Origin of the sequence: Sphingomonas sp. G-3-2-10 (assembly GCF_012927115.1) — a bacterium.
Lineage (GTDB): Bacteria > Pseudomonadota > Alphaproteobacteria > Sphingomonadales > Sphingomonadaceae > Sphingomonas.
In genome coordinates this window covers 905033-922907 of sequence record NZ_JABBFY010000001.1, presented here as the reverse complement: position 1 = coordinate 922907, position 17875 = coordinate 905033, and the positions used below count along the sequence as shown (strand labels likewise).

Annotated in this window: 24 protein-coding genes; 2 read left to right on the top strand and 22 right to left on the bottom strand. The window is 65.6% G+C overall.

Features of this window, described 5'->3' with window-relative positions; all coding sequences use genetic code 11:
- The 14 genes from HHL13_RS04690 to HHL13_RS04625 form a co-directional block, all read right to left on the bottom strand.
- Positions 1–588 carry a hypothetical protein gene (locus HHL13_RS04690; RefSeq protein ID WP_169554574.1) on the bottom strand — a complete coding sequence of 196 codons (588 nt, stop codon included), beginning with the start codon at positions 586–588 and terminating at the stop codon, positions 1–3.
- Entirely contained in the window at positions 585–1217 is a 633-nt protein-coding gene (locus tag HHL13_RS04685; protein ID WP_169554573.1) for a hypothetical protein, read from the bottom strand. Before HHL13_RS04685 ends, HHL13_RS04690 begins: the two co-directional genes overlap by 4 nt.
- Positions 1214–2518 carry an NADH-quinone oxidoreductase subunit NuoF gene (gene nuoF / locus HHL13_RS04680; RefSeq protein WP_169554572.1) on the bottom strand — a complete coding sequence of 435 codons (1305 nt, stop codon included), beginning with the start codon at positions 2516–2518 and terminating at the stop codon, positions 1214–1216. The genes HHL13_RS04685 and nuoF overlap by 4 nt, the downstream gene beginning before the upstream one ends.
- A 93-nt stretch (positions 2519–2611) precedes the next feature.
- The gene (locus HHL13_RS04675; RefSeq protein ID WP_169554571.1) at positions 2612–2788 is read right to left on the bottom strand and encodes a hypothetical protein; all 177 of its coding nucleotides are present in this window, start codon (positions 2786–2788) and stop codon (positions 2612–2614) included.
- Positions 2788–3456, bottom strand: a complete 669-nt coding sequence (locus HHL13_RS04670; RefSeq protein ID WP_169554570.1) for an NAD(P)H-dependent oxidoreductase subunit E — start codon at positions 3454–3456, stop codon at positions 2788–2790. The genes HHL13_RS04675 and HHL13_RS04670 overlap by 1 nt, the downstream gene beginning before the upstream one ends.
- Positions 3456–3920: a hypothetical protein gene (locus HHL13_RS04665; RefSeq protein WP_169554569.1), complete on the bottom strand. Its 465-nt coding sequence runs from the start codon at positions 3918–3920 to the stop codon at positions 3456–3458. Before HHL13_RS04665 ends, HHL13_RS04670 begins: the two co-directional genes overlap by 1 nt.
- Positions 3917–4261 carry a nuclear transport factor 2 family protein gene (locus HHL13_RS04660; protein ID WP_169554568.1) on the bottom strand — a complete coding sequence of 115 codons (345 nt, stop codon included), beginning with the start codon at positions 4259–4261 and terminating at the stop codon, positions 3917–3919. The genes HHL13_RS04665 and HHL13_RS04660 overlap by 4 nt, the downstream gene beginning before the upstream one ends.
- Position 4262: 1 nt before the next feature.
- Positions 4263–4580 (bottom strand): hypothetical protein, encoded by a 318-nt coding sequence (locus HHL13_RS04655; protein ID WP_169554567.1) that lies wholly within the window; start codon positions 4578–4580, stop codon positions 4263–4265.
- A 23-nt stretch (positions 4581–4603) separates the two neighbouring features.
- Positions 4604–5839: an NADH-quinone oxidoreductase subunit D gene (locus tag HHL13_RS04650; protein ID WP_169554566.1), complete on the bottom strand. Its 1236-nt coding sequence runs from the start codon at positions 5837–5839 to the stop codon at positions 4604–4606.
- Positions 5832–6755 (bottom strand): NADH-quinone oxidoreductase subunit C, encoded by a 924-nt coding sequence (locus HHL13_RS04645; protein WP_169554565.1) that lies wholly within the window; start codon positions 6753–6755, stop codon positions 5832–5834. The genes HHL13_RS04650 and HHL13_RS04645 overlap by 8 nt, the downstream gene beginning before the upstream one ends.
- Positions 6752–7291 carry an NADH-quinone oxidoreductase subunit B gene (locus HHL13_RS04640; protein WP_169554564.1) on the bottom strand — a complete coding sequence of 180 codons (540 nt, stop codon included), beginning with the start codon at positions 7289–7291 and terminating at the stop codon, positions 6752–6754. The genes HHL13_RS04645 and HHL13_RS04640 overlap by 4 nt, the downstream gene beginning before the upstream one ends.
- On the bottom strand, positions 7282–7656 hold the full coding sequence (locus HHL13_RS04635) for an NADH-quinone oxidoreductase subunit A (protein ID WP_169554563.1): 375 nt from the start codon (positions 7654–7656) through the stop codon (positions 7282–7284). The genes HHL13_RS04640 and HHL13_RS04635 overlap by 10 nt, the downstream gene beginning before the upstream one ends.
- 172 nt (positions 7657–7828) lie before the next feature.
- Positions 7829–8305 carry a hypothetical protein gene (locus tag HHL13_RS04630; RefSeq protein WP_169554562.1) on the bottom strand — a complete coding sequence of 159 codons (477 nt, stop codon included), beginning with the start codon at positions 8303–8305 and terminating at the stop codon, positions 7829–7831.
- A gap of 70 nt (positions 8306–8375) precedes the next feature.
- Positions 8376–9629 (bottom strand): hypothetical protein, encoded by a 1254-nt coding sequence (locus HHL13_RS04625; protein WP_169554561.1) that lies wholly within the window; start codon positions 9627–9629, stop codon positions 8376–8378.
- Between the two features lie 78 nt (positions 9630–9707).
- Here HHL13_RS04625 and HHL13_RS04620 point away from each other — a divergent pair, with 78 nt between their 5' ends.
- The gene (locus HHL13_RS04620) at positions 9708–11306 is read left to right on the top strand and encodes a glycosyltransferase family 39 protein (RefSeq protein ID WP_169554560.1); all 1599 of its coding nucleotides are present in this window, start codon (positions 9708–9710) and stop codon (positions 11304–11306) included.
- Positions 11307–11400: 94 nt separating this feature from the next.
- Here the strand turns inward: HHL13_RS04620 and HHL13_RS04615 are convergent, their stop codons facing one another.
- The 5 genes from HHL13_RS04615 to thiE form a co-directional block, all read right to left on the bottom strand.
- Positions 11401–12222 (bottom strand): inositol monophosphatase family protein, encoded by an 822-nt coding sequence (locus HHL13_RS04615; RefSeq protein WP_169554559.1) that lies wholly within the window; start codon positions 12220–12222, stop codon positions 11401–11403.
- Between the two features lie 189 nt (positions 12223–12411).
- Positions 12412–12975, bottom strand: coding sequence for an elongation factor P (gene efp, locus HHL13_RS04610; RefSeq protein WP_169554558.1), 564 nt, complete (start codon positions 12973–12975; stop codon positions 12412–12414).
- A gap of 41 nt (positions 12976–13016) precedes the next feature.
- A complete protein-coding gene (locus HHL13_RS04605) occupies positions 13017–13634 on the bottom strand; it encodes a M23 family metallopeptidase (RefSeq protein WP_240953621.1) in 618 nt (205 codons plus the stop codon).
- Between the two features lie 4 nt (positions 13635–13638).
- Positions 13639–14637 carry a L,D-transpeptidase family protein gene (locus HHL13_RS04600; RefSeq protein ID WP_169554557.1) on the bottom strand — a complete coding sequence of 333 codons (999 nt, stop codon included), beginning with the start codon at positions 14635–14637 and terminating at the stop codon, positions 13639–13641.
- Positions 14638–14713: 76 nt separating this feature from the next.
- Positions 14714–15403, bottom strand: a complete 690-nt coding sequence (gene thiE / locus HHL13_RS04595; RefSeq protein WP_206376847.1) for a thiamine phosphate synthase — start codon at positions 15401–15403, stop codon at positions 14714–14716.
- 80 nt (positions 15404–15483) lie between these two features.
- On the opposite strand from thiE, the gene HHL13_RS04590 reads away from it, so the two are divergent.
- Positions 15484–15858: a hypothetical protein gene (locus tag HHL13_RS04590; RefSeq protein ID WP_169554556.1), complete on the top strand. Its 375-nt coding sequence runs from the start codon at positions 15484–15486 to the stop codon at positions 15856–15858.
- Here the strand turns inward: HHL13_RS04590 and HHL13_RS04585 are convergent.
- From HHL13_RS04585 to HHL13_RS04575, 3 genes are read right to left on the bottom strand one after another with little or no spacing between them, the layout of a single operon-like run.
- Complete coding sequence (locus tag HHL13_RS04585; RefSeq protein WP_169554555.1) at positions 15855–16517, bottom strand: O-methyltransferase; 663 nt, start codon at positions 16515–16517, stop codon at positions 15855–15857. The genes HHL13_RS04590 and HHL13_RS04585 overlap by 4 nt on opposite strands.
- Before the next feature lie 4 nt (positions 16518–16521).
- Positions 16522–16914: an antibiotic biosynthesis monooxygenase family protein gene (locus tag HHL13_RS04580; protein ID WP_169554554.1), complete on the bottom strand. Its 393-nt coding sequence runs from the start codon at positions 16912–16914 to the stop codon at positions 16522–16524.
- Position 16915: 1 nt separating this feature from the next.
- Positions 16916–17830, bottom strand: coding sequence for a class I fructose-bisphosphate aldolase (locus HHL13_RS04575; protein ID WP_169554553.1), 915 nt, complete (start codon positions 17828–17830; stop codon positions 16916–16918).
- Positions 17831–17875: the final 45 nt, after the last annotated feature.

Genomic DNA, 17875 nt, shown 5'->3' with positions numbered 1-17875 from the left:
TCAGTTCGCCCCCGCCGCGCCGCGAACCTGCAGCAGGCCCTCAGCCACATAGCCGCGCAGCTTTTCGCGATCGAGGCCGAGCTGGAATCCGCTGGGCACGCAACCCGCGAGCACCGGCATGATCCGCTTCAGCGCGGCCTTCTCGGCGTCCGAACGCAGATCCGAACGGACCAGCATGTCGACGCCCAGCGGGTCTCGCGACGCAGTGCAACGGCCGATGTCGTAATAAGCCAGTTCCTTGACCCCGCTGCCGGTGAAGGCAGGCGGTTCGCCGGTCAGCTCGGCCGGCGCGGTGGCATGGGTCGCCAGATAGACGCGCTCGGCGATCGCACCGCGCAGCGCTTCCTGACGGATCCTGCTGCCGTCGCAACCGGTTGCCGACAACGCGCTGGCGGCTGCCTTTGCTTCGGTGCTTTCCGGCGTCGCGGCGAGCAGCGCGCGCGCAGCGGCGGCATCCTTCGTCACCACGCATTCCGAATAGTCCAGCGCGGCCTTGTAGTTCGACGTCGACACGCTCTGCGCGGCCGCCGGCTGGGCGATCGCGACAACGCCGCCGATGACGAGCATTGGGAACAGCTTGCGCATCATTTCGTCTCTCCCGCTCGAGCCTGAACCGATGCGCGGTACGCCGCCTCGGCGAGCGCGCCTCGCAACTGGGTGCGGTTGAACTCGATCTTCATGCCATCGTTCAGGCACGGCCCCAGCGCGGGCGCCACCGCAGCGAACGCGGTGCGCTCGCTCGCGCTGCCCGGTTCTGTGCGCAGCAGATTCACCGTTTCCTTCGGCGCGGCAGCCACGACGCACTGGGCAAAGCCCAGGAACGCGACCTTGAGCTTCGAGATCGGTGCGAGCTGGTTGAAGGCGTCCATCGCCGGAATGGCGAACAGCGCAGCGACGGGGTTCTTCGGCTTGCCGCCGATCGCGCTGAAATCCCGCTCGAACAGCGCCTCGGCCATCGTTCCGCGCAGCAATGCCGGCTCGATCGTGAGGTCGCCGAATTTCGGGCAGCCTTCGCTCATGAGCTCGACGAGAACCGTCGCTTCCTCGGCGCTTCCCGGCATGGTGCCCAGCAGCCGGTTCGAGTTGGCGCGATCCTTCGCCACGCACGCGCTGAAGCCGTGCATCCCCTTCACCAGCTTGGCCGTATCGGCCGCGCTCGGAGCCGGGGCGCCCTGGGGCGCCACAGCCAGAACGAGAGCAGCCAGCGTCGCGATCATTCCGCGGCTTCCATCATCGGTGCTTCGCCGCCGCCGTTACGCTCGACGATGCGGCGCTCCAGCTCGGGACGGAAATGACGGATCAGGCCCTGGATCGGCCATGCAGCCGCATCGCCCAGCGCGCAGATGGTGTGGCCTTCGACCTGCTTGGTCACCTGATGCAGCGTATCGATTTCGCTGACATCGGCGTCGCCGGTGCGCAGCCGCTCCATCACGCGCCACATCCACCCGGTGCCTTCGCGGCACGGCGTGCACTGGCCGCAGCTCTCATGCTTGTAGAAATAGCTCAGGCGGCTGATCGCGCGAACGATGTCGGTCGACTTGTCCATGACGATGATCGCCGCGGTGCCAAGGCCCGAGCCAACCTTCTTGAGGCCGTCGAAATCCATCGGACAGTCGATGATCTCCGCCGCCGGCACCAGCGGCACCGAGGAACCGCCGGGGATCACCGCCAGCAGATTGTCCCAGCCGCCGCGAATGCCGCCGCAATGCTTCTCGATCAGCTCGCGGAAGGGGATGCTCATCTCCTCCTCGACGACGCACGGCTTGTCGACATGACCGCTGATCTGGAACAGCTTGGTCCCGCGATTGCCCTCGGCGCCGAAGCTGGCGAACCATTCGGGCGAGCGGCGCAGGATCGTCGGGACGACCGCGATCGATTCCACGTTGTTCACGGTGGTCGGGCAGCCATAGAGGCCCGCGCCCGCCGGGAATGGCGGCTTCAGGCGCGGCTGGCCTTTTTTGCCCTCAAGGCTCTCGAGCATCGCGGTCTCTTCGCCGCAGATATACGCGCCGGCGCCGCGATGGACGACCACGTCGAAATCATAGCCCGACTTGCAGGCATTCTTGCCGATCAGGCCCGCTGCATAGGCTTCCTCGACCGCCGCGAAGAGCGTCTCCGCCTCACGGATATATTCGCCGCGGATGTAGATGTACGCGGCGCGCGCGCGCATCGCGAACCCGGCGATCAGCGCGCCTTCGATCAGCTTGTGCGGATCGTGGCGAATGATCTCGCGGTCCTTGCACGAACCCGGCTCGGATTCGTCGGCATTAATGACGAGGAAGTTCGGACGGTCCGGACGCGGTTCCTTGGGCATGAAGCTCCACTTCATGCCGGTCGGGAACCCTGCCCCGCCGCGGCCGCGCAGGCCGGAAGCCTTCACCTTGTCGATGATCGGATCCTGACCGAGCTGCATCAGCTTCGCGGTCTGGTCCCAATCGCCACGGCCCATCGCGGCCTTCAGTCCCCAGGACTGGAAGCCGTACAGGTTGGTGAAGATGCGATCCTTGTCGGCGAGCATCTCAGTTACCGTCCTTCTTCTTGGCATTCTTCGCGATCAGCACCGCCATCAGGGCGATGGCCACCGCGAACAGAGAAATGAAGATTGCGGGGTTCATCGACGCCCCTTGCCCATCACATTCTGGACGAAGAACACCGCGACCACGACGATCCCGACAAAGATCAGCAGGCCCAGCAGGTTCGCGAACAGCTTGAACACCCACCCCAGCACGACGAGCCCGCCGATGATGGCAAGGATCGTGATAATCAGGTTCTTGTTATCGCCGCTCATCACCATTCTCCCCGATAATCGTGGTTGGCGTTGACCATTTCCTTCAGCGTCGTCGGGCCACCGACCGGCTCGACCGTGTGCCGGCCCGGCTCCTGCGTACCGGTCTTGGGGCTCTCGCCCTTCGCCAGCGCATCGAGGATCGCGGTCGTGCGGTCGTAATCCAGGTCTTCGAAATTATCGTCGTTGATCTGGACCATCGGCGCCGACGAGCAATTGCCCATGCATTCGACCTCGGTCAGCGTGAACAGCCCGTCCTCGGTGGTGTGGCCCTTCTTCATGCCGCGCGCCTTGCACGCCGCCATCACGTCGTCCGATCCGCGCAACATGCACGGCGTCGTCCCGCACACCTGCACGTGATACTTGCCCACCGGATGCAGGTTGAACATCGTGTAGAAGCTCGCGACTTCCAGCACGCGGATGTACGGCAGGCTCAGTTCCTTCGCGACGAACTCCATCACGGGAATGGGCAGCCAGCCCTGCGTATTGGTCTCCGCACCGACCTGACGCTGCGCCAGATCGAGGAACGGGATCGTGCACGACTGCTGACGCCCCGCCGGATAGCGCGACAGGATTTCCTGCGTCTTCGCGACATTCGCCGCATTCCACGCAAACCCGCCCCAGCGCGCGCGCAGTTCGGGAGTATCTTCGAGAGGGGGTTTCTCAGCCATTATTGACTACCTGTAGGTGCGGGCGGCGGCGGGGTGAGATTACATTCCGGCGTGCGAAGCCTAGTTTTGGAAAGTGATGCCGCCGTCGGCAAACTATCGCTGAACAAGAAAAGGATCGTGTAGTTACCGGTAAAGCACTTGCCCGCCGGTCCTCCAACAGGCTCGGCTGCGCAATCTAGCGATATAGTACGAGCGGAAATCTTACCCACCCGACAACCATCAACCCTCGACACGAGCTCGGTAGCCGAAATCGGTCGCAACTGATCGCCATCTTCCATGCCGCCATTCGCGATAACAGCCATCAGCGCGGTATCTCGTGCGACAAGCGCTTCAGCGAAGGCTTCGGGAGTGGTTTTTGCTTCCTGCGGCGTGGAAAAAGCCGACGAGGGGAGCGCCATCAACATAGCGGCAATCCCGACCGACGCACGCGCGTTTCGATATGAAAGCAAGAGCGCTTCAATCACCGGATGAACTCCACCCGCTCGACCAGATCGCCGTCGAACGAATAGACCGTCATAACGTCGAAAGGCTCGGCCGTGCTGGAGCGGTACACCCGCTCGTGCAGCACCACGCGATCGCCCAGCAGAAACTTCTGGAGCACGTCGGCGCGGTTCTCCGGGAATTCGGCGAACACCGCCTTCATGCCCGAACGAACGCCTTCGCGGCCCTCGCGCACCACGTCGCCGCGATACATGGCCTCGCTGCCGCCCTCGGCGAACATGTCGGCATACGCGTCCGCGTCGAGCGCGTTGTAATGCGCCATCAGCGTATCGATCAGGGCGATGCGATGGTTGATGTCGCTCATCCTACGAACCCCTGTTCGGCCGCGAGACGACCTCGAAGGTTTCGACACGGACCAGCTTGCCGTCGCTGAGGTTCATTCCCATGCCCAAAGCGCCGCCGCCACGACAAACCCAGACAACCGTGTATCGTCCGGCCTTCTGCTTCATGAAGTTGGTCGGATTGCAACCCTGCAGACGCCGCAGGGATGCAGCCTCGCGGTCGTTCACGGCGTCAGGATGGGCAGCCTGTACGTCGCCGCCGCTTCGTACCGCTGCGACGAACGCCTTCGCGGTGTCGGAATCCGAGTCCGCAGATGCAGCAGCCGGGGCAACGGCCAGCATACAGGCGATAGCGAGCAACGCTCTCACCGGTCGCACTCCCCGAACACAATATCGAGCGCGCCGAGGATCGCAGTCGTGTCCGCCAGCATGTGCCCGCGCGACATGAAGTCCATCGCCTGCAAGTGGCTGAACGCAGTCGGGCGGATCTTGCAGCGGTACGGCTTGTTGCTGCCGTCGCTCACCAGATACACGCCGAACTCGCCCTTGGGGCTTTCGGTCGCGACATACACCTCGCCCGCGGGGACGTGATAGCCTTCCGAATAGAGCTTGAAGTGATGGATCAGCGCTTCCATCGACTGCTTCATCTCGCCGCGCTTGGGCGGGCCGACCTTGCGGTCGAGCGTCATGATCGGGCCTTCGGGCATTTCGGCCAGGCACTGCTTCATGATGCGCGCGGACTGATAGACTTCCTCGACGCGGACCATGAACCGGTCATAGCAATCGCCGCGCGTGCCGACGGGGATCTCGAAATCCATCCGGTCGTACACGTCATAGGGCTGCGCCTTGCGGATATCCCAGGGGATGCCCGCGCCACGGATCATCGGGCCGGAAAAGCCCCATTTGATCGCATCCTCGCGGCTGACCACGGCGATGTCGACGTTGCGCTGCTTGAAGATGCGGTTCTCGGCCACCAGGCTGATCGCATCGCCGAACAGTTTCGGCAGGCGCGTATCGAGCCAGTCGCCGATATCGGTCAGCAGCTTCAGCGGGACGTCCTGATGGACGCCGCCGACGCGGAAATAGTTGGAGTGCATCCGCGCGCCCGAGGCACGCTCGAAGAAGTTCAGGCAATCCTCGCGGATTTCGAACATCCACAGGTTCGGCGTCATCGCGCCGACGTCCATCACGTGCGAACCCAGGTTCAGCATGTGATTGCAGATGCGGGTCAGCTCCGCGAAGAACACGCGCAGATACTGCGCGCGCAGCGGCACTTCGAGGTCGAGCAGCTTCTCGACCGCCAGCACGTACGAATGCTCCATGCCCAGCGGCGAGCAATAGTCGAGGCGATCGAAATACGGCAGCGCCTGCGAGTAGGTCTTGTACTCGATCAGCTTCTCGGTGCCGCGGTGAAGCAGTCCGATATGCGGATCGAGCCGCTCGACGATCTCGCCGTCCAGCTCCATGACCAGACGCAGCACGCCGTGCGCCGCGGGATGCTGCGGGCCGAAATTGATCGTGTAGTTCTGGATCTCGACGTCGCCGACCTCGGGATCGCCCGCGTCAGTCACGCCTGCCAGTTCGTCCAGATACTCAGCCATTGTCCGGGCCCGTCTTCTTCGCGCGCGGCGCACGCGGCTTCTTCACGACATCGGGGTCGGCCGGCTTGGGGCCGGCGTCCGGACCGGGCTTGCCGGCGCCGGTCTGCGCGGTGCTGTCGCTGGTCTTCGGCTTGGTCACGCGCGCTTTGGTCGCCTTCGTGGCAGGCGCATCGGCCTTGACGATCTGGTCGGCGGTCAGCGGCGTCGGCGCACCCTTTGCCTGCGGCACGGCGGCGGGTGCCGGAGCAGCCTCGACCTTCGCAGCCGGAGGCGCGGGCGGCGGAGCCGGCGGCGTAGGCGCCACATATTTCTCGTCGCCGGGGAGGATATACTCCGCCCCTTCCCACGGGCTCATGAAATCGAAGTTGCGGAAGTCCTGCGCCAGCTGAACCGGCTCATAGACCACGCGCTTCGCTTCTTCCGAGTACCGCAGTTCGACATAGCCGGTCAGCGGGAAGTCCTTGCGCTGCGGATGTCCCTGGAACCCGTAATCGGTCAGGATGCGGCGCAGGTCGGTGTTTCCCGAGAAGAGCACGCCATACATGTCGTACACTTCGCGCTCGAGCCAGCCGGCGACCGGCCAGATGTCCGTCACCGACGGCACCGGCTTAACTTCGTCGGTGGTCACGCGCACGCGCAGCCGGTGGTTCCGGGTCAGCGAGAGCAACATGTAGCAGACGTCGAACCGCTCCTCGCGGTCGAGATAGTCGACCCCGGCGATCTCCATGCACTGCTGGTATTCGAGGCCCTTGGTATCGCGCAGCGCGATCATCGCCTCGACCAGCCGGACGCGATCGACGGTCAGATTGACTTCGCCGACCAGATCGGTCGCTTCGATCAGCATGGTGCCGAGCGCAGCCTTCGCCGCGTCGATCACGCCGTCATTGGCGGTATATTTCGGAGCAGGCGCCCTCACCGTTCGAGCGTCCCGCTGCGACGGATCTTCCGCTGGAGCTGCATGATGCCATAGAGCAAGGCTTCGGCGGTCGGCGGGCAGCCGGGGACATAGATGTCCACGGGCACGATCCGGTCGCAACCGCGCACGACGCTGTAGCTATAGTGGTAATAGCCGCCGCCGTTCGCGCACGATCCCATCGAGATCACATATTTCGGCTCGGACATCTGGTCGTACACGCGACGCAGCGCCGGGGCCATCTTGTTGCACAGCGTGCCGGCCACGATCATCACGTCCGACTGGCGCGGCGATGCGCGCGGCGCGGCGCCGAAGCGCTCCATGTCGTAGCGCGGCATGTTGACGTGGATCATCTCGACCGCGCAGCAGGCCAGACCGAAGGTCATCCACCACAGCGAGCCGGTGCGCGCCCACTGGAACAGCTCCTCGGTCGACGTGACGAGGAAGCCCTTGTCACCCAGCTCGGCGTTGATGTCGTTCAGGAACGCGACGTTCGGGAGCGTGCCCGGCGGCGGCGCCTGCGTAAGATCTACTCCCAATCCAGGGCTCCCACTTTCCAGGCGTAAACGAGGCCGAGCGCGAGCTCGGCAATGAAGATCATCATCGAGATCCAGGCCACCCAGCCCAGATCGAACACCGTCACCGCCCACGGAAACAGGAAGGCGGCTTCGAGATCGAAGATGATGAAGAGAATGGCGACGAGATAGAAGCGCACGTCGAACTGGCTGCGCGAATCCTCGAACGCGGGGAAGCCGCACTCATATTCGGTCAGTTTTTCGGGCGTGGGCTTGTGTGAGCCGGTCAGGCGGCTGACGGCCATCGGTGCGAACACGAACACGCTGGAAAGCGCGAGCGCGATGCCGAGGAACAGCAGGATCGGCAGATATTGCGACAGGTCGATCAAAGCTCATCTCGCGAGTGCGGAATCTGAGGCGGCTTCTAGGACTGCCTGCCCCATGACGCAACGCCTTGGGGCGTGAGAATGACTCGCAAAAAGGGCCACTTCAAAGCCCCGGATATCTTCATGTTGGCGATGGCGCCCGCTCCCCTCCGGAAGCAGGCGCCACGCACGAAAATCAGCTGGTCTGGGTGACGCAGCGGCGCAGCGCGGCGCGTGCCGCGGTGAAGCCTGTGACGTTCAGGTCCATCAGCGTCTCGCCGCCCTTGGTCACCTTGAAACGCCAGCTGTCCGGAAAGGCGTCGATCGTCGTCGCGCTCGGGAACGACATCCAGTAGCCCGGCATGTCGCTATAGCCGATCGCGGTACGGGCGCCCGCCATCGTCGGCGGACCGGAAAGCTCGATCGCCTGGCCGGGGCCGTCGGCAACCGTCAGGCCCGGCTTGGCGATCATCATGCCGCCCTGATTCTCGCCGCCGGTGGCGGGCGAAGCGATCATCAGCATCCCGTTCGGCGTCATGAAGCCGACCAGACAGTCGCCCCCCTTGCCGCTGACCTTCCACGGCCCGACGGCCTCCAGCGGCATTTCCTTGACCTGCGCCTGTGCGGCGACAGGAACGACGAGCGTAAAGGCGAGCGCAATCAACCACTTCATGATGTTTTCCCCTAGATAAGTCCCGAACACGATAGCGTGGTTGCACGAACGGGCAAGCACGTGGATGCAGTCAAATGCCAATATCCATGACTGGAAGCTGAAGAATCGGCGTGCCGCGCGGCGGTTGCCCATCCTTCAACGCGCCGCCGGGCCCGTACCGCTCCCATTGTCCGTCGCCGATATAATAGAGGCTGTCCCCGACGAGTACGCCCAGCGTCGGCTCGGGACCATCGGGCGAAAGCGCCAGAAGCGGGACCGCGTGCCGGACGATATCCGCGGACCGCCCGGGATGGAGCCGGATGATTCGCCGCGGCCGCGTGCCGTTCTGGATGGCCACCAGCCCCTCGCCCGCCGGTAGCGCTCGATGCGCGGCAACCAGTCCGTCGACGCCGTCGAGCATGGTCGCTTGGGCGACCCGCATCGGCGACACCTGGCCGGTACGGGTCTCGACGACCCACAGCCCGGTGCCATAGTCCGCGACATAGAGGCGGCCACCACGCTTCGACAGCGCCATCCCCTGCGGGCTGCGGAACCGCCCGGCGGGCACGAGATCGTCCAGCGCGGCGCATCCCGGCCGGCAGCGATGGATCGCGCCGGACATGCTGTTGCTGACGAACACGGTTCCATCGGGCGCCAGCGCCACATCGCCCGCCACGCCGGGCGCATTGCCGGACAGCGCAACGCGGCGCACGACCTTCAGCGTATCCAGATCGACCGCGATCAGGCCGGTCATCCGCTCGCCGGTCACCGCAGTCTGGTCGACCGATCCGGTGGCGATCCACAACAGTCCCCGCTTCGCGTCCACCGCCATGCCGAACAGACCGCCACGCGGCGATCCCACCGGAACCTCGTGCCACACGCCGTCTTCGAGATAGGCCAGCCGTCCATCGACCACCGTCCCGATGAACAGCCGTTTCCGCGCCGGATCCCACGCGATGCCCTCGACCAGCCGGTATTCGGCCGGCACCGTCGCGACCAGTTCCTCCGGACGCGGCGCGTGCACCTTGCCGTTATCGCGAAACCATGTCCGCAGCGCCGTCACGCCATCGGGAAAGCCGGTCCGCGGCTGGTTCGCCACATCCGCGAGCAGCGACAGATCGAGCAGCGGCGCGATCCGGTCGATGCTGGCATCCGAAAGCGACGCCCCCATCCCGGCGAGATCGATCGCCGATCGGGTGAGCGTGGCGCGATCACCCGATTCGATCGCGTCCAACATCTGCTTGCGCACCACCGAGCTCGATTGCGGCGCGTCGAGCGTCAACGGCCGCGAGGCGCACCCGTGAAGCATCAGCCCCGCCGCGAGCCAGAATGCGATCCGCTTCATCCGCAATCCCCTGCCGTTCGACAGCGATCCTAGCCCAAATCCATAATTTACTAAGCCCTTGGTGGCAGAAGCGTGCAGATGTCCGCTCGCCGCCTCCCCTTCCCCGCCGCCGCAGCGCTCGTTTTCGGGCTGTTGTCGCTGTTCCTCGCATCGATGAGCGGCGGGCTTTCGGAGAGCCTGATCAACCCCGACGAGGGCGGCCATTATGTCAACGCGCTCTTCATCGGCGACTGGATCCGCGCCGGCTTCCCATCGCCGATGGCGTTCGCGCAGGACTATTACGCGCATTTCCCGCGCCTCTCGATCGGCCACTGGCCGCCGGGCTGGTATCTGCTCGAAGCACCGATCTTCGCCACCCTGCGGCCTTCGCCCTGGGGCGCGCTGTTGATCGCGGCGTTCGTCGCGGGACTGCCATCCGGCGCGATCGTCTGGGCGTTCGACCGGATTGGCCATCGCGCGATCGGGCTGGCGCTGGGGATTGCCTATGTCTTCCTGCCGCTCGTCGTCGACGGCGCGCGCTATCTCCTGCTCGACCAGCCGGTCGCGCTGGTCGTCGCGATCGGCGCGATCCTGTGGGCGCGCGCATCGGAAAAGCCGAGCTGGCCACGCTTCCTGCTCTTCGCGATCTTCGCCGCCGCCGCACCGCTGACCAAGGGCAATGGCGCCCTGATCGCGCTCGTTCCGGCAATCGACATCGCCTTGACCCGCCGCTGGTCGCTGCTGAAGCGCCCGGCGCTATGGGTGGCGGCACTGGTCACGGTCGCACTGGTCGCGCCCTGGTACTGGATCTCGTTCAAGATTTCCGCCGGCGGGTTCAACTATGCTCCGGGGCTAGAATATGCCGGCCTGTCGCTCGACGCGAACGGACAGGCGCTGCTGGCGAATTTCGGCTTCATCGGTCTGGCGCTGGCCATCGGCGGCATGGTCTCGGCCTTCCGCCCCGGCGACGCGCGCGAGATGCGCATCGCGCGCCTTTCCATCGCAGTCGTCGCGGCCACGCTGATCTTCCAGGCCGCCGTCCCCGCCGCACTCGAGCCCCGCTATATCACCCCGCTGTTGCCGTGGCTGATCGTGCTGGCGGGGATCGGTCTGCTCAACCTCTGGCGCCTTGGCCGCAACGCGCGCTTCGCCACGCCGGCGGTTGCGCTGGCGGCGCTCTATCCCGCCATCGCCGCACTCTGGGTCCTGCCCCCCAAGCCCGATATCGGCGCACCCGCGCTCGGCCGGACGATGGCGCGCGAAGGCGGCCTCTGGCTGGTCGATGGCCGCGCCGGGGGCGAAGGCGCGCTGATCGCCGCCGCCGCACATGCCGATGACGGGCAGAAGCGCGTATGGGTCAGCCGCGCGTCGCAATGGCTCTCGACCAGCGACTTCATGGGCCGGGGCTATGTGCTGACCGCCACCACGCCGGGCGCCGCGCGCAGGATCATGGACGAGATCGGAGTCAGCGGCGTGGTCTCCGCAGCCGAGCAGGACCGCTACGCCTATCCGCACAGCCAGCTCCTGTGGCGCGCGGCAAAGGGGGAACGCTACACCGCCACCGAATGGGGCTTCGCGTCGGGCAAAGGCACCGTGCTGATCGCTCGCCGCAACTTGCCGATCGAGCCGAACCTGGCGCTGATCCGCGAGAATTCAGGCTCGGTGAATGTCGGCAAGATGAAGACCGCGCTGCGCTGATCGCAGGATATTGCCACACGAAGCCGCCGCGCGCCGGTCCTGACCAAAGATAGCGCGGTCCGCAGGGCAGCGCTGCGCCCCTGGGAGCCTCGCGTCAGGCGTTGCGGAGCGCGCCGGCGACCAGCTTGTGCAGCTTCGAATGCAGCACGTCGTTCGCCGCGAGATACTGGTTGCGCTCGCGCGCCAGATCCTGACCGCGGAAATCGGTGACGAACCCGCCCGCTTCCTTGATCATCAGGATGCCCGCGGAAACGTCCCACGGCTGGAGATCGCTTTCCCAGAAGCCGTCGAACCGGCCTGCCGCGACCCATGCGAGATCGAGCGCCGCCGAACCGAGCCGGCGGATGCCCGCCACTTCCGGCGCGACCGCACCGAAAATCCGGCTCCACTGGGCGAAATTGCCGTGGCCGAGGAACGGGATGCCCGTGGCGATCAGTGATTCGTCGAGATGACGGCGCGCCGAGACGCGCAGGCGCTGGTCCTGCAGCCACGCACCGCGGCCCTTCTCGGCCCAGAAGCTCTCGTCGGTCAGCGGCTGGTAGATCAGGCCGGTGGTGATTTCGGGCTTGCCCTGCGAACCCATCGGCTCCTCGACCGCGATCGATATCGCGACGTGCGGGATGCCGTGGAGGAAGTTGGTCGTCCCGTCGAGCGGATCGATGATCCAGCGCGGCTTGGTCGGATCGCCTTCGATCACGCCGCCTTCCTCGAGCAGGAAGCCCCAGTCTGGCCGCGCCTTGCGCAGTTCCTCGACCAGAGTCTCCTCGGCGCGCTTGTCGGCCAGGCTGACGAAGTCGGCGGGGCCCTTGCGGCTCACCTGCAGGTGCTGGACTTCGTTGAAGTCGCGGCGCAGGCGCGGCGCGGCCTTGCGGGCAGCGCGCTCCATGACGGTGAGAAGGCCGGAATGGGAAACCAAGTTCAAAACTCCAAAACCCCTCTCCCCTTGGGAGAGGGTTAGGGGTCGGTCATGCCCCCGGCATGACCTGAATAACGCGGGGCGTTATTCACCCCGTAACTGGGCCCATCGCGTCAGCGATGGGAGGGTGGAGGGTGAGGAGCGGTTCAAACAGCCCTCACCCAACCCTCTCCCAAAGGGAGAGGGCTTTTAGTCCGCGCGCTTGACGTAAGTCTGCTCGTACACGTCCACCACGATGCGTGTGCCTGCGGCGATGTGCGGCGGCACCATGATGCGCACGCCATTGTCGAGGATCGCGGGCTTGTAGCTCGACGACGCCGTCTGGCCCTTCACTACCGCGTCAGCTTCGACGATCGTCGCTTCGATCGTGTCGGGCAGCTGCACCGAGATCGGCTCTTCGTCGTAAAGCTCCATCACCACGTCCATGCCGTCCTGAAGGAAGGCAGCCGCATCGCCCAGCAGGTCGCGGGGCAGCGTCGTCTGGTCGTAGGTTTCCTTGTCCATGAAGGTCAGGATGTCGCCCTCGGCGAACAGGAACTGGAAATCCTTGGTGTCGAGGCGGACGCGCTCGACCGTTTCCGCCGAGCGGAAGCGGACATTGTTCTTGCGGCCATCGCGCAGGTTCTTCATCTCGACCTGCATATAGGCCCCGCCCTTGCCGGGCTGGGTGTGCTGGATCTTCACCGCACGCCAGATGCCGCCTTCATATTCGATGATGTTGCCGGGACGGATGTCCACGCCGCTGATCTTCATGATCGAGACCTATAGAGCTTGAGAAAGAGCGAGCGCGGCCTTTAGCGGGGGGCGGGCCGTCCCGCAAGCAGCGGATAGGGATTGACGGGCTGCCCCTTCCACCAGCCTTCCTCCGGCAACATCCGCGCGATGCCGAAATGGAGGTGGAAATTGCCCGCGCCAGCGTTTCCGGTATCCCCGACAAAGGCGATCAGCTCGCCCTCGCGCACCGCCTGGCCCTCATGAATGCCCGGCGCATAGCCTTGCAGATGCGCGTAATAATAGCTCCACAGCCGGTCGGGCGAGCGGACATAGAGCGTGATCCCGCCCCCGCCATGCGAGAAATAGAGCTTCTCGATCCGTCCCGGCGCCGCGGCGATCACCGGCGTGCCGCCGGGGGCCATGATATCGGTTCCCTGATGCGCGCGCAGTCCGCCCGCACGCGATTGGCCCCAGGTGTCGCGGATCGCGGCGCGCGTCACGCCATCGACCGGCACCGTCAGCAATGCATGCTCCTGCGGCTGGACCGGTGCGCCCTCCGGCGCCCCGCCGGCGAGCGCCTCCACGCGCTGCACCGGCGGTGGGGCCTGCGCTTCGGGCGGGACGATGCGCACCATCGATCCGGCGATGACCACCAGACCACCGACGATCCCCGCACCGATCCAGGCCGATAGCGTCATCGCGTCACTCCTGGAAAATCGCCGGCGTTCCCGGCTTCACCATCAACGACAGGCGCGCGACGTCCCAGTTGGTCAGCCGGATGCAGCCGTGGCTTTCCGCCCGCCCGATCGTCTGGGGTTCCGGCGTGCCGTGGATGCCGTAATGCGGCTTGTTGAGATCGAGCCACAGCACGCCGACCGGGCCATTGGGGCCGGGCGGCAGCAGCACCTTGGGCTTGTGGTCGCTCACGTCCCAGAACAGCTCCGGGTTGTAGTGGAATTTGGGATTATAATCCGCGCCCTGAATCTTCCAACGCCCGATCGGCAGGGGATCCTTGCCGCTTCCCATCGTCGCGCTGAACAGGGCAACCAGCCGGTCGCCCGAATAGACCCGCAGCGTCTTTTCCGACTTGTCGACCACGATCCGGTCGCCCTGCGGCTGGTTCGCATCGACGTTCAGGTCATTCAGCGTCTTGCGCCAGTCGGCGCGCAGGCTCTCGGGGTAAGCCCGCGAGGTCGGCAGCGCGTTCGGGAACAGCATCCGCACGCCCGGCTTCAATTCTCCGATCCGCGGATTGAGCGCCGTCAGCACCTCGGGCGTGGTGTGGAACATCTCCGCCAGCTTTTCCATCGGGTCGCGATAGCTCAGGCTGGCCAGCTTGCCCTGTTCCACCGGATCCTTCGGAAACGGATTGACGAAGGGACCACTAAGCGACGCTTCGCTCAGCGCCAGCCGCCGCACCGGCCGCAACGCACGATAGGGATGCAGCGCGTACAGTGTCTGCGCATCGAGCTTGCCGGTCTCCGGAAGCCCGCGCGTTTCCTGAAAGCCCTTGAGCGCTGCGACCAGCGATTGGCCTTCGCGGCCATCGAGGATGCCCGGCGCGAAACCGAGGTGATCGAGGATCACCTGCGCATGGAGAACATTGATATCGACCGGCGGTTTCGTTCCCTGCCCCTGCGCCTGAGCGAGACCGGGCGAGGCAAGTATGAGGCAGGCCGCCAATCCGAGAAATTTCCGCACGCTTTCAAGCTCCTGCTGCTTCGTATCGTTATGACAACGATGCAGCGGGAGCTTGTTTCCGCGCCCGGTTTCCCGATCAGACGATTGCGTCGGCCAGCGCCTTTACCGCTGCTTCCTCGTCGCCCGCGCCCCATACGGCGTTACAGACGGCGATGAAGTCCGCCCCGGCCTTCACCAATGCAGGCGCATTCGCGGCATTGATCCCGCCGATCGCGACGCACGGAATCTCGAACATGGTCGACCACCAGCTGAGGATCGACGGATCGGGATGATGCCGCACTTCCTTGGTCGTCGTCGGATAGAAGGCGCCGAACGCGACATAGTCGGCCCCGGCCTCGCCCGCTTCCATCGCGAGATGGCGGCTGTCGTGGCAGGTCACGCCGATCTGCGCATTGGGACCCAGCACCGATCGCGCTTCGCGCGGATCGCCATCGTCCTGCCCCAGATGCACGCCGTCCGCGCCCAGTCGCTTCGCCAGCGCGATGCTGTCGTTGACGATGAAGGCCGTCTCGTAATCGGCGCAGATCCGCTGCAACGGCTCGGCCAGCCGCGCTGCTTCATGCTGGTCGATACCCTTCACGCGAAACTGGAACGCGGCAACGAAACCGGTGCCCACCGCGCGCCGCAGCCGCTCGTCGAACCCGCCGGTCACGTCGGCCGGCGAGATCAGATAGAGCTGGCACGGCGGACGCCGCATGTCGCGCTCGAACTGTTCGGCGAATTTCGGGTCGAGCGGGCCCAGCGGGTCTTCTTCTTCGATGATCATGACGCTCCCCTAACGCCTCCGTCGCCCGGGGGATAGTTTCGTTCATCGAACGTCTCATCCCGCGCGGATAAGGGTCGTCCATGAAGACTCTCGCCCTGTTTCCGCTGTGCCTGCCGCTCGCCGCTTGCGTGACCCCGGCGTCGCCGCTTCCCGAAGGGCCTGCCCGGCTTGGCCAGACCGTTTATGTCGATGGCCCGACGGTCCGCCCGATCGCGGTGATCGAGGACAGCCGCTGTCCGACGGACGTGGTGTGCGTCTGGGCCGGACGGGTCGTGATCCGCGCCGAAGTCGGCACCGGCCCGGGCAAGCGCGAAATGACGCTGACGCTGGGCGAACCCGTTCCCGTTGCGGACGGCGCGCTGATCCTCGCCGAAGTGGCCCCGGTCGCGCGGCACACCCAGCCGGTCAAACCGGCGGACTATCGCTTCACCTTCAAATTCGCAGGCGGGCTCTAGCGCACCATCGCCAGCACGAACCCGTCCCAGCCCTTCGCGCCGACGGTCTGGATCGCCGTCGCGTCGATGCGCGGTTCGGCGGCGAGCATCTCGAACATCGCCCGAGTACCGTGCACCGAAGGATCGCCGCTCGCGGAATCGAGGATCGCCCCGCCGCGCACCACATTGTCGACCACGATCACCGCGCCCGGCCGCGTCAGATCCAGCGCGGCGCGGAGATACGCGACGTTGCTGGGCTTGTCGGCATCGACGAACACGAAGTCGAACGGTTCGCCGCCCTCGGCCTTCAACGCCGCAAGGCTCTCCACCGCGATACCCGCGCGCACCTCGACACACTCGGCCAGCCCCGCCGCAGCCAGGTTCGCCCGCGCGACATCGGCATGGTGCGGATCGATCTCCAGCGTCACCAGCCGCCCGCCCTCTGGCAACGCCCGCGCCAGCCAGATCGTGGAATAGCCCCCCAGCGTCCCCACTTCGAGGATGCGCCGCGCACCGGCCATCCGCGCGAACAGCTGGAGCATCTTGCCCTGGGTATCGGATACATCGATCGGCGGCAGGCCCTCGGCCTCGTTCCGGCGGAGCGCTCCGCTCAATCCATCATCGGGTGCAAGCAAATGCGCGGAGAGGTAATCGTCGACCGCGGACCATGCGCCGCTCATCGCTTCAGTTCCTCGCCGTGTCGATGACCGGAACCGTCTCGACGCTCAGCTCGAACCCGGCAATCATCGGCCGGCCCTTCGCGATCGCCTCTTGCACCGACGGCAGCTTCAGCGACGCGGCATGGCTTTCCTTGCTGTCCCACAGCTCGGTGATCCAGATCGCGTCGGGATCCTTGGCCTCGTGCGCGACCAGATAGGCCATGCAGCCTGGCATTTCGCCGGCGCCCGCGGTCAGGATCTTCACCAGCGCCGGTCCCATGCCCGGCTTCGCCTTCATCTTGCCGATCAGGCCGTAGGTGGGAAACAGCTCTTCCACGCGCCCGATCTCCTTCGCGAAGGCGGGGCCGCCCAGCATCGCCAGCGCAAGGCCGGCGAGCACCGGGCGGCGCCCGGTCATCTTATTCCTCGCCCTTGTAGATGCGGACGAGCTTGTCGAGCATCGCCAGTGCTTCGCCGCGCTCGCGCTGGAAGGTGTTGCGGCCGATGATCGATCCGTTGCCGCCGCCGTCGCGAATGTCGCGCGCGTCCTGATACACGGCATCGGCGCCCTTGGCCGCGCCGCCCGAGAAGACGACGATGCGGCGGCCATTGAAACACGACTTCACGACATGGCCGACACGGTCCGACTGCTTCGACCAGTCGGTGCCCTCATAGGCCTTCTGCGCATCCTTCTGCTCGATATGATCCGAAGGCAGCTTCACCTTGATGATGTGCGCGCCGAGCAGCGCCGCCATGTGCGCGGCATAGGCGCCGACGTCGAGCGCCAGTTCGCCCGACTTGGGCAGGTTGCCGCCGCGCGGATACGACCACAGCACGGTGGCGATGCCGACCGACTTGGCCTCGGCCGAGAGTTCCTTGATCTCTTCCATCATGTCGAAGCAGTCGTCGCTGCCCGGATAGATGGTGAAGCCGATCGCCGAGCAGCCGAGGCGCAGCGCGTCGTCCACGCCGCCGGTGATCGCCTGGTTAGCGCCGCCGGCCCAGCTGTTCGAGCTGTTGCACTTCAGGATCGTCGGGATCTGACCTGCAAAGGTCGATGCGCCCGCTTCGAGCATGCCCAGCGGCGCGGCATAGGCCGACAGGCCCGCGTCGATCGCCATCTGGTAATGATAGTGCGGGTCATAGGCCGGCGCGTTGATCGCGAAGCTGCGCGCCGGGCCGTGCTCGAAGCCCTGATCGACCGGCAGGATGATCAGCTTGCCGGTGCCGCCCAGACGGCCCTGCATCAGGATGCGGGCGAGGTTCGTCTTTACGCCCGGATTGTCGGATTCGTAGTTGGCGAGGATGGCTTTGACGGCAGGCGTGATGCTCATGAGGGTCCCCTGATTCGTAGCGTTGTGGGGTCCCTATCGCCGCAT